The sequence below is a fragment of the Nonomuraea turcica genome, assembly GCF_030718205.1.
Classification (GTDB): Bacteria; Actinomycetota; Actinomycetes; order Streptosporangiales; family Streptosporangiaceae; genus Nonomuraea.
This window is the reverse complement of the sequence record NZ_JAUZQF010000053.1, coordinates 26,709-37,285: the sequence shown is the minus strand read 5'-3', so window position 1 is coordinate 37,285 and position 10,577 is coordinate 26,709. Positions and strand designations below refer to the sequence as shown.

Annotated in this window: 11 protein-coding genes, 1 pseudogene and 1 CRISPR repeat array; of the genes and pseudogenes, 10 read left to right on the top strand and 2 right to left on the bottom strand. The window is 70.0% G+C overall.

The window, feature by feature from the left end; all coding sequences use genetic code 11:
• Positions 1–143 precede the first annotated feature (143 nt).
• Positions 144–2,852: direct repeats of the CRISPR family, unit length 28 nt; unit sequence GTCGGCCCCGCGCTCGCGGGGATGGTCC.
• A 730-nt stretch (positions 2,853–3,582) separates the two neighbouring features.
• On the top strand, positions 3,583–4,788 hold the full coding sequence (locus Q9G87_RS58895) for an IS481 family transposase (protein WP_305925427.1): 1,206 nt from the start codon (positions 3,583–3,585) through the stop codon (positions 4,786–4,788).
• A gap of 276 nt (positions 4,789–5,064) precedes the next feature.
• On the opposite strand, the gene Q9G87_RS58890 is transcribed toward Q9G87_RS58895, so the two are convergent.
• A complete protein-coding gene (locus tag Q9G87_RS58890) occupies positions 5,065–5,532 on the bottom strand; it encodes a tyrosine-type recombinase/integrase (protein WP_305925426.1) in 468 nt (155 codons plus the stop codon).
• A 368-nt stretch (positions 5,533–5,900) separates the two neighbouring features.
• Between Q9G87_RS58890 and Q9G87_RS58885 the strand changes: the two genes are divergently transcribed.
• The 9 genes and pseudogenes from Q9G87_RS58885 (at position 5,901) to Q9G87_RS58845 (ending at position 10,248) form a co-directional block, all read left to right on the top strand.
• Positions 5,901–6,128, top strand: coding sequence for a hypothetical protein (locus Q9G87_RS58885; protein ID WP_305925425.1), 228 nt, complete (start codon positions 5,901–5,903; stop codon positions 6,126–6,128).
• A complete protein-coding gene (locus tag Q9G87_RS58880; RefSeq protein WP_305925424.1) occupies positions 6,125–6,322 on the top strand; it encodes an SRPBCC family protein in 198 nt (65 codons plus the stop codon). Before Q9G87_RS58885 ends, Q9G87_RS58880 begins: the two co-directional genes overlap by 4 nt.
• A gap of 98 nt (positions 6,323–6,420) precedes the next feature.
• On the top strand, positions 6,421–7,194 hold the full coding sequence (locus Q9G87_RS58875; protein ID WP_305925423.1) for a maleylpyruvate isomerase N-terminal domain-containing protein: 774 nt from the start codon (positions 6,421–6,423) through the stop codon (positions 7,192–7,194).
• Between the two features lie 63 nt (positions 7,195–7,257).
• Positions 7,258–7,524: a hypothetical protein gene (locus Q9G87_RS58870; RefSeq protein WP_305925422.1), complete on the top strand. Its 267-nt coding sequence runs from the start codon at positions 7,258–7,260 to the stop codon at positions 7,522–7,524.
• 189 nt (positions 7,525–7,713) lie between these two features.
• Positions 7,714–8,130 (top strand): annotated as a pseudogene (locus Q9G87_RS58865) (recombinase family protein); the annotation flags it as partial.
• Complete coding sequence (locus Q9G87_RS58860; protein ID WP_305925421.1) at positions 8,127–8,480, top strand: hypothetical protein; 354 nt, start codon at positions 8,127–8,129, stop codon at positions 8,478–8,480. The pseudogene Q9G87_RS58865 and the gene Q9G87_RS58860, both read left to right, overlap by 4 nt.
• Before the next feature lie 50 nt (positions 8,481–8,530).
• Positions 8,531–8,914 carry a VOC family protein gene (locus Q9G87_RS58855; RefSeq protein ID WP_305925420.1) on the top strand — a complete coding sequence of 128 codons (384 nt, stop codon included), beginning with the start codon at positions 8,531–8,533 and terminating at the stop codon, positions 8,912–8,914.
• Between the two features lie 192 nt (positions 8,915–9,106).
• Positions 9,107–9,550, top strand: coding sequence for an endonuclease domain-containing protein (locus Q9G87_RS61250; RefSeq protein ID WP_371826012.1), 444 nt, complete (start codon positions 9,107–9,109; stop codon positions 9,548–9,550).
• Between the two features lie 41 nt (positions 9,551–9,591).
• Positions 9,592–10,248, top strand: coding sequence for a hypothetical protein (locus tag Q9G87_RS58845; protein WP_305925419.1), 657 nt, complete (start codon positions 9,592–9,594; stop codon positions 10,246–10,248).
• 108 nt (positions 10,249–10,356) lie between these two features.
• Here Q9G87_RS58845 and Q9G87_RS58840 read toward each other — a convergent pair whose 3' ends face one another.
• Positions 10,357–10,554, bottom strand: a complete 198-nt coding sequence (locus Q9G87_RS58840) for a hypothetical protein (RefSeq protein WP_305925418.1) — start codon at positions 10,552–10,554, stop codon at positions 10,357–10,359.
• Positions 10,555–10,577: the final 23 nt, after the last annotated feature.

Genomic DNA, 10,577 nt, shown 5'->3' with positions numbered 1-10,577 from the left:
AGGCCCCGCCGCGACACCACACCCGTCACCCGTCTCTACGTCCGAGGCAAGGGCACCCAGCCCGACGGACGTTAAGCATCTCCCGATGACAAACGGTTAAGCATGTCCTGGGACCTCACATTGACACCCGCAGGTGAACAAGTGTCGGCCCCGCGCTCGCGGGGATGGTCCGGACGGCCGCATGATCGGAGTCGAGATCATCACGTCGGCCCCGCGCTCGCGGGGATGGTCCGGAGATGCGCCGCTGGCGGCCAGCCCTGGGGGCGTCGGCCCCGCGCTCGCGGGGATGGTCCGCCGAGGAGGCCTCAGCGGCTCTCGGGAACGTCGTCGGCCCCGCGCTCGCGGGGATGGTCCAGTACGAGCGCCTCGCCGCGCTCGTGCAGGACAGTCGGCCCCGCGCTCGCGGGGATGGTCCGCGTCTTGATCCCCATTGCTAGACATCTCCACCGTCGGCCCCGCGCTCGCGGGGATGGTCCCTGGGGCAACGCACGTGGCACGATCCGAGGCGCGTCGGCCCCGCGCTCGCGGGGATGGTCCCCTGTAGGCCATGCGGTCGCACTTCAGCGTGTCGTCGGCCCCGCGCTCGCGGGGATGGTCCGGACGTCTTCAAGTACTACGTGCCGCCGCCGGCGTCGGCCCCGCGCTCGCGGGGATGGTCCGGGACCACCTCGCCTGCCAGCGGGGCGGTGAGGGTCGGCCCCGCGCTCGCGGGGATGGTCCTGGTCGCGGTGGCCGGACGTGCGGGAGCGCGCCGTCGGCCCCGCGCTCGCGGGGATGGTCCCGGCCAGACCTTCGCCGTGCAGATGGCCCGCGCGTCGGCCCCGCGCTCGCGGGGATGGTCCTGGGCAGCGGGGGCGGGGGGAGAGCCACCGACCGTCGGCCCCGCGCTCGCGGGGATGGTCCCACACCGTCAGCAAGGGCAAGCCGGTGTGCTACGTCGGCCCCGCGCTCGCGGGGATGGTCCACCAGCTACACGTTCGGCCAGGGCCTAAACGGCGTCGGCCCCGCGCTCGCGGGGATGGTCCTCCTCCTCAGTCCACTCGGCGTCGTGGGTGACAGTCGGCCCCGCGCTCGCGGGGATGGTCCGGACGAACGCGGCCAGGTCTACATCGACCTCCAGTCGGCCCCGCGCTCGCGGGGATGGTCCGCCGCAGAACGGCCGCGACGAGGTTGCGGCCTGGTCGGCCCCGCGCTCGCGGGGATGGTCCTACCAGAGCATCCTTTGGACGAACACTCTTAAAGTCGGCCCCGCGCTCGCGGGGATGGTCCCTGGCCGTATGCGCCGGCGTACGCCTTGGTGATGTCGGCCCCGCGCTCGCGGGGATGGTCCCACGTACAGGTTGTCGGCGCCGCCCTTCCCGGTGTCGGCCCCGCGCTCGCGGGGATGGTCCCTGTCCACCGCCAGGATCGAGACGAGGAGGACGGTCGGCCCCGCGCTCGCGGGGATGGTCCGACCCACGAGCCGATCATTGAGCTGGGAAACGGGTCGGCCCCGCGCTCGCGGGGATGGTCCTCACATCCCGCCGCCCCCAACACCTGAACCACCGTCGGCCCCGCGCTCGCGGGGATGGTCCCTCGATGTCATCGAACGCCGCGCGGGCGTGATCGTCGGCCCAGCGCTCGCGGGGATGGTCCCTCGATGTCATCGAACGCCGCGCGGGCGTGATCGTCGGCCCAGCGCTCGCGGGGATGGTCCGAGTGGATCCCCTTCCTCGATGCTCAGCTCACTGTCGGCCCCGCGCTCGCGGGGATGGTCCGGCCGCGCCGGCGGAGACGACGCCGCCGTTCAAGTCGGCCCCGCGCTCGCGGGGATGGTCCCGATCACAGCCTGCCTTGACAGGTTCCGGGTGCGTCGGCCCCGTGCTCGCGGGGATGGTCCTTCGCGCCTGCTGCCCTGACTGCCCGCCACACCGTCGGCCCCGCACTTGCGGGGATGGTCCAGTACAGACCCCCTACACAAGCGGCGGGTACAGAGTCGGCCCCGCGCTCGCGGGGATGGTCCTAGTGTCCCTCCGTCGAGGATCTCCCGCGCCATGTCGGCCCCGCGCTCGCGGGGATGGTCCCCAGGCTGCGTAGATGTCAGCCGTAGTCAGCTTGTCGGCCCCGCGCTCGCGGGAATGGTCCGCCAGCACCCTTGGCCACCTGGCCGATTTCCTTGTCGGCCCCGCGCTCGCGGGGATGGTCCTTGTATTTCAGTCCCCGCCCCGGGGACGCACGTCGGCCCCGCACTCGCGGGGATGGTCCCGGGGAGATCTTGCGGACTCGGCAGACCGGCTCGTCGGCCCCGCGCTCGCGGGGATGGTCCCATCACCCCGCCGACCGGCTACACCGAGCGTGGGTCGGCCCCGCGCTCGCGGGGATGGTCCGCGTGCGGTGTCGCCCAGGTTGTTGGGGGTGAGGTCGGCCCCGCGCTCGCGGGGATGGTCCGAACACGTCCGTGTCCGCGGGGGTGAGGACGGCGTCGGCCCCGCGCTCGCGGGGATGGTCCTGACCACCGGCACGTCCCCGGGTGAGCCGTATCGTCGGCCCCGCGCTCGCGGGGATGGTCCGAGTCGCGCGAATCTCACTGTAGCTATCCCTCTGTCGGCCCCGCGCTCGCGGGGATGGTCCTGAGGCTTCCTTTCACGGGTTGTGACCACAGGAGTCGGCCCCGCGCTCGCGGGGATGGGGTGGGCGCCGAGGTGGAGACTGCCGTCGCCGTCGGCAGCCCCGCGCTCGCGGGGATGGTCCGTGGTCGACATGGTGGCCTTGGATGCCAAGCCAGTCGCCCCCGCGCTCGCGAGGATGGTCCGTCCTGGGCGAGCATCGTTCGCATCTTTATAGAGTCGGCCCCGCGCTCGCGGGGGTGGTCCGCAGAGAAGGCCGTCTCTCACTCGAGGAAGAAACTCGGCGTCAGCCCCGCGCTCGCGGGATGGTCCGTCGCCGGACGCAGGCGGGCCGAAGGCCATGGCGTCGGCCCCGCGCTCGCGGGGATGGTCCGCCTCCGGATACGGGTCGTCGTCGCGAGGCCGCGTCGGCCCCGCTCGCGGGGATGGTCCGGGTCGGCAAGACCTACGGGCTGGAGCCCGGGGGTCGGCCCCGCGCTCGCGGGGATGGTCCCCGACCAGCACGGCCCACACCGCCCGCAAACTCGTCGGCCCCGCATCACCGCGCTCCTTGGCGCCGTCTCTTCATCGAGGCCACAGCTTGTGCCGCCGCCGTAATGGACCAGCCGGTCGCGGCGCTCCTGGGCGCCGCCCTTCATCGAGGCTCGGCCAGCCCTGTTGCGACCTCAATTTGGGAGACCGTGAGGAGACCGGCAGTCTGAGACGACCCTGGTTTGATTCGGCATCCTCGACATGCTTCAACCATCAGACGCCGCGCCTACCTGCGCCAATGCCGGAGAGTGACACAGCCCGGCATCGCCCGACACGCTGATCCACGGACTCATAATCCGTGGGTCGTGGGTTCAAGTCCCACCCGCCCTACTCTTTCACTGTACTGTTCCGGCTGATGCTGGACAGTTCGTCTCCGGCTGATGGTTGACAGTGTTCCGCCTGATGGGCGACACCGGTTCCGGCTGATGCTTGACACCCTCTGAGCATGAGGGAGTTGAGCGTGGCAGAGCAGAGATACAAGGCCGTGCTGGCGGTGATCAGCGACGGCCGGACCGTCACCGAGGTGGCCCGGGCGGTCGGGGTGTCCCGGCAGAGCCTGCACGCCTGGCTGGCCCGCTATGAGGCGGAGGGCCTGGAGGGCCTGAAGGATCGATCGCATCGCCCCCACTCGTGCCCGCATCAGATGCCGGGCGCGATGCAGGCACTGGTGCTGGAGCTGCGCCGGCAGCACCGGTCCTGGGGGCCGAAGCGGATCGCTGCGGAGATCGCCCGGCGCGACCCGGTGGAGGCACCGAGCGTCTCGGCGATCTACCGCTGCCTGGTCCGGGCGGGGCTGATCGAGCCGGATCAGCGGCGCCGACGCCGCAAGGACTGGAAACGCTTCGAACGAGCCCGCCCGATGGAGCTGTGGCAGATGGACCTCATCGGCGGCTTCCTGCTGGCCGATGGCGGCCACGCCAAGGCACTGACCGGCATCGACGACCACTCGCGGTACTGCGTGACGGCGAGCTTGATGCCCCGCGAACGCACCAGGCCGGTGTGCGAGGCCCTGCTGGCGGCCCTGAGCAGGCACGGGGTTCCCGAGCAGATCCTCACCGACAACGCCAAGGTGTTCACCGGCCGGTTCTTCACTCCGCCGACCGAGGTACTGTTCGACCGGATCTGCCGGGAAAATGGCATCGAACACCTGCTCACCGCGCCCCGCTCGCCGACCACCACCGGGAAGATCGAACGCTTCCACCGCACGTTACGCGCCGAGTTCGACACCAGCCAGACCTTCTCCTCGCTGCGCACGGCGCAGCAGGCGCTGGATGAATGGGTGGACCACTACAACACCAGCCGCCCGCACCAGTCGCTGGATGAAGCCACCCCGGCCAGCCGCTTCCACCCAGCCACCCACCCGACCACCCATTTGCCCACCGCGGTGCCCGCACCGGCCGGGCCCGATCGCAGCGGGCAAGGCTGGGTAACGCGCAAGGTCGCCGCCAACGGCGTGGTCTGCGTCGCCTGGCAGCAGATCAGCGTGGGCCAGCACCGCGCCGGGCAGCGATGCGACGTGCTGGTCACTGACCAGCTGCTGCAGTTGTGGATCGGAGAAGAACTCCTCAAGACCGTGGCCCGCACCAGCAGCGGGCCCATCCGCAAGAAGAACGCCGAAGGAAGCGGCCGCCGCCATGACGCCCGCCGCTGACCCCGCGGCGACACCAGGAGTAGGCCGCGCAGCATACGGAGCCGTCCTCTCCGGCCTCAAGGGTCGCTGCCGCGATCGCCTCCGGCGACGGCCACGGGCCGCCCTTGACCCCGGAGCCTCCACGGCCCCATGGTCAGGTCATACGGGCAGGCAACAGCCTGCCCCAGCACGCGCGCGGCTCACATCACCAGACCAAGGACAGCACGAACCACTAATCAAGAGTGTCAAGCATCACCCGACACCGAAACGTCAACCATCACCCGACTCTGAACAGCCCTACTCTTTCGCCGCAGTCTCCACCTGCGGATTCCTTGATCTGCCTGAATCCGTGGGCCGCGATGATCGCCTAGGTGAGACCGAAATGAGACCGCCGGTCGCGGACTCGCCCTCCAGCTGAACGGTCCGCGGCACCAGCCTGACGCTCGCCTCCGCCGCCTCCCGGGCCACTTCCGGCAGCACCGTCGTATACAAGTCGGCAGTGATCGACAGGGAACTGTGCCGCAGCATTTGCGACGTCGTCTTCATGTCGTTCCCCGCCGCCAACGACAATGTGGCCGCGCCGTGGCGAAGGTCGTGCAGCCGGATCGGCGGGAGGCCCGCCGCGAACGTCAACCGCTCGAAATGCTCACTCACCCAATCCGGCTTCAACTCCGCGCCGTTCTCCTTCGTGAAGATGCGGCCGGTCTCTACCCACGTCTCCCCACAGCGGGGAGGGCCTTCGGCATCGGTAGAACCAAGGCCCACGAACTCGCACGCAACGGCACGTTCCCCTGTCCAGTCCTTCGAGTCGGTAACACCTACCGCGTCGGCCGAGCCGCCATCCTCAGCTCACTTGGCATCGACGACCCTGCACTCATCCCTGCAACCCCCGCTCAGGCGATCGACATCGCCTCCTGACGCATCGGTCCCTAGAGCTAGACCTGAGCCGCGCGTACCCCCCACAACACAACCGGTGCTGTCCTGTCAGCGCCGCGACCTAGCTGTGACGCCCCCGCCAATGCACGAGATGTAGCGGCCTCGCAGGGTGATCGCGTCCGCCGCCACCACAGCGGCGGCTGACGCCTCGACTGGGCCGAACTCGGCCTGAGCGTCCTGCAGCATGCCTGCTCGGGGTGGGCAGCTCGAACACGGCCCGGGTGCCCCTGGCCCGGTTCCTAGCCGACGGCGAGGCCCCCGATCACGAAGAGTTCCAGACCTCGCCCGCGGGCCGCGAGTTCGCCAGGCGTAGCGCTGTGGCATGGGGCGAAGCTCACCTGGCCGCCGGCGGCGATCCGGATCACGTGGCGGCCGCGGTCAAGGCCACCACCGCGTTCTACGTCCCCGGAGGCAACGAGCGATGAAGTACACCACCTCGATCGAGAGAGACCTGCCCCGCGAGAAGGTGGTCCAGCTGATCTCCGACCCGCCGCAGATGCCAAAGTGGCTGCGGGGCCTGGTGCTGCACGAGCCGGTGAACGGGGTGCACGGCCAGCTCGGGACCACCTCGCGAGTTATCTTTGGTGACTCTCAGTCGTTCGGCAAGTACTTTAAGTAGTGTGGGCGGCTACTTGACGCACAGTATCTGGGGGTCCGTACGGCATGTTGGGCAGGTCGGATGCCGTGGCGGCCGGAGCGCCGTGATACACAACCGACGTGCAAAACATCTTGGAGTTCCCCGAGGTCCTGCGGCTGATCGAAGACCGCTCGGCCGCGTTCCGCGCCGCGATCACGTCCGCCCCCGACCTTGACGTCCAGGTCCCGACCTGCCCGGACTGGACGCTGCGCGAACTGGCGCAGCACCTCGGCGACGGCCGCCGCCGCCAGGCCGCCATCGTCGCGGCGGGCCCGGACGCTGAGCCCCCGGCGAGGACGGACCCGAAGGGCGCCCCGACCGCGCCCCGCGATCGCGAAGCCCTGGACGCCTGGCTCGCCGAGTCGACCGAGCTCATGCTCGACGCGATGCGCGAGGCCGGCCCGGACCGCGGCTGCTGGACCTGGTGGGGCCGCTCGCAGGCCCCGCAGACCAGCGGAGCCGTAGCCCGGCACCAGATCCAGGAGATCGCCGTCCACACCTACGACGCCCAGCTCACCCAGGGGGCCGCACAGCCGCTGCCGACGGACGTCGCGGTCGAGGGCGTCGACGAGTTCCTGACGACCGTCGCGGCGACGACCGTCCCCTGGCCGTTCAAGTCGGCGACCATCGACCTGCACACGACCGAGGGCCGCTCCTGGCGCTTGACCCTCGACGCCGACGGCGTCCGCTGCGACGACCTCGCCGCCGACGCGGAGCCGGGCAACATGGCGATGCGAGCCGCAGCGAGCGATCTGGTCCTCTACTTCTACGAGCGCGTCCCGCTCGACGGCCTGGAGACCACCGGCGACACCGAGCCGATGGAGCAGCTCGCAGACTGGGACCCGAACGCGTAAAACGCGCACTTGTGACGCATCTGTCGGTGGTGCGCGCTCCAGCGGGCGCCATTGGGCCCGAGGTTGCGGACATCGCGCGGCTGCGGGCAGACTGCGGGCCTGCTGTTCACCGAGGTCGTCATCAGGCTGGACCTCAGCAACGACGACGCCATCACGCCCGCGGCCACGATGCAGGTGATCGAGCCGGTGGCCGTCCTGCTGCAGGAGTTGCCCGAGCAGGACCGGCAGGCTCTGGCCGAGGCGATCCACCAGTTCTGGCAGCAGGAGAGCGACCCCGAGCGGCAGCTCACGGCCTGGGAAGCGCCCGGAACGCCGGGCCTGCTGGCCTGAGGGGACATGGGCGTCTGGAGCATCCTTGTGAGCCAGGTTCCCAGACGCCCGCGCCTTCGCGAGCCGGCTCCCCCTCCAGCAGCCGACCGCTCACCTCATGCACAACAGTAGCGGACTGACTACACAGAGTGACAGTGGTGTTGGGATGCTCCGGCAAAGGACGGCCCGCAGGCGCCCCTCGACCGCTACGGCCGGTCCCTGGCCGATCTCATCACCATGGTCGGCGAGCTGCGCAAGCGCGAGATCGGCTTCACCAGCCTGCACGAGAACCTCGACACCACCACCCCCGGCGGCCGGCTCATCTTCCACGTCTTCGCCGCGCTGGCCGAGTTCATCCGCGAACTCATCGTCGCCGGCACCCGCGAGGGCCTGGCCGCCGCCAAGGCGCGCGGCCGCACCGGCGGCCGGCCCACCGTCGTCACTGCCGAACTGCTGCGCGCCGCACGGGACATGCTGCCCAACCCTGAGAACTCGATCACCTCGATCGCCAGGCTGCTCGGCGTCTCGCCGGGCACGCTGTACAACCACATCCCCGACCTGCAACAGCTCCGCGCCGGCCAGGCCACAGCCGCTCTCGAGCTCACCACCCCGCAGGCATCCCCGTGATCGCCTGGCTGGGGCCCGCCGACTTCCCCCAGCATCGTCGCGACACGCTGCTGCGCCGCCTGGCCTGGGAGGCCGGCACCGACGGCCCCGCGGCCCTGGCGGAGCTGGTCGCCGTGCGCGCGGCTCAACCCTGCCGGGTCCCCGCCGGATCCGCCGCGCTCACCGCCGCGGTCGCGGTGCTCGGCGACGACGGCCGCTACCACCTGCGTCTGGGCACGCGATACCTCTGTGCCCAGACGTGGCGTGGACGGAAGAAGCCGCCTCCTCCAGCCCTGCCGCACTGTCGGTTGCAGATCACGCTGTCGGTGTCCGCGTGTTGTTGTCGGTGCTCGTGTCCGTGTTCAGCTTGAGTTGTCGGATTCCGCCTTCGGCTCCGATCTTGGTGTTGCAGAATGTCTGCATGGTCTCGGTTGTGCAGAACGTGGCGATCGATTGTGCGGACGCCTACGAACTCGCCCGGTTCTGGAGCGAGGTAACCGGCTGTCCCATGCATCCCGAGGACAGGCCCGGAGATGAGGAGACGCAGGTTCTGCTACCAGAGGGGCCGCTGCTGCACTTCAACCAAGTGCCGGAGCCCAAGACGATCAAGAACCGACTCCACCTCTGCCTGCGTCCGGAGACCTCGCGCGAAGAGGAGGTCGACCGCTTACTGAGGCTGGGCGCCACCTTCGTCGCCGACCGCCGCGGCCCCGAGGGCACGGGCTGGGCCGTTCTCGCCGACCCCGAGGGCAACGAGTTCTGTATCCTCCGCAGCGAGTCCGAGCGGGCCGCGACAACCCCGTGAGGCTCCACTCCCGATCCTCCGTCGGCCTTCAGGAATACGCCCTCATCGACAGGAAGACCTGAACGACTCCACTCGAACCCGTTCGGACAGAGGTGTCGTGCCGCCGGTCAGCACGCTTCTTTCCGCCAACTTCTTCCGGAAGGGACACGCACGAGCAATGGTGCAAGTGGTGGAGCGCGGACGGACAGCACTATCGAATCAACCCGCCCCCCGGCACCCTGCCGCAGGAGGGCCACCCCGGCAGCAGGACCGTGCGATGGGCGGTGCTCGCCCTCGGCCCCGAGGCCGACCCCGCTCTCGTCACGGCGCGAGCGGTGCCCGGTCCGCCAGGACGACGGACGATGGCCTCCCTTCCAGGGGCCTGTTCTGGGACCGATCATCAGGGCCCTGATCGAGGCGCTGGGCCCCGCCTGCCACGTCTGCCGAAGCGCGAGCGGCGTGTTCGTCGACCACAACCCCGACAACCTCCAAGTCCGCGGGCTGCTGTGTCGGCACTGCAACACCTGGCTGGAGACCTGCCCCCACTCCTTGGGCTGCGCCTGGGGCGACTACCTCAACAACCCGCCGGCCGCCCACCTCGGCCTCACCTACCCCCGAGCCGCGATCAGTCGCAAACCCCGGCGATCCGGCGCGTGAGGCGCTCAAGCATCACGGCGCGGTGCTCCAGGAACGGCAAGGTGGCGCCAGAGCAAGGCACAGCATCGGTCGCGCAGGGCGAAAGCGTCGCCGGCTCGTGGCACGCTGCGGTGATGTCGGGATTCACACGCGACACCCAGCGCTACGGCGACAAGCTCGTGTACGAGGCCCTCGGCTCGAAGTGGCGCCGCTACCACGACACCCACTGCGGGTGCGGCCTGAACTGGGTCACCGAGCACGCCGAACCGGCCGGATTCACCGTGGTGCGCTCCGGCACCGGCTGGGTTGCCCTGACCGGCCCGGGCCTGACCGAGGACGTCGACGAATCCGCACTGACCACCGATGCCCTCTGGAAGGCCGTCACCGGCAAGCCCTGCACGGGCTGGGTCGAGTCGGTGCACATCGTCGACCGGAGCCAGGCCGCGCCCAAAGACCGCAAAAGAACCGCTGGCGACCCTGCGGCCCGTCGCGAACGTCCAGCCAAAGCTGCGCCAGAGCCAGCCACCGACAAGCAACTGAAGTACCTCACCACCCTGGTCGGCAAGGTAGGGCACGAGCGATTCGATGCCGCGTTCAACGCCGTGGTCCAAGGAACCGAGATCGCGCCGCGCGGAACTGACGAGAAGACCGGTCAGGCACTGCGGCGGTTGACCAAAGCGGCAGCGCGCAAACTGATCACCACCCTGGTCGGGCCCTGACGCCTCCCAGAGATCACCACCCGCGTACGGTCACAAAGAGTAGCGGCAGTTACTCGGCGTTACTTTGCGGCTGGTGACACGGACCCGAGCGGGGGGCCGTCGAGGGGGTCAGCCCACATAAGCCGTGGTCGGGAACTCGAAGTCGGCGGGGTCTCCGTCGCCGCCGGTCACCATCGGGAAGTAGTTGGAGGACGGACGGCTGTTCGGGGTGCTGACCGACCGCGACATCGTCGTACGCGCGATCGCGCGCGGCCTGTCGCCCGTGCTGGTGTCGGGTACGTCTCCATTGTCGGCGCGGGCGCGCACGCCACGATTCTGTGGTAAGAGCA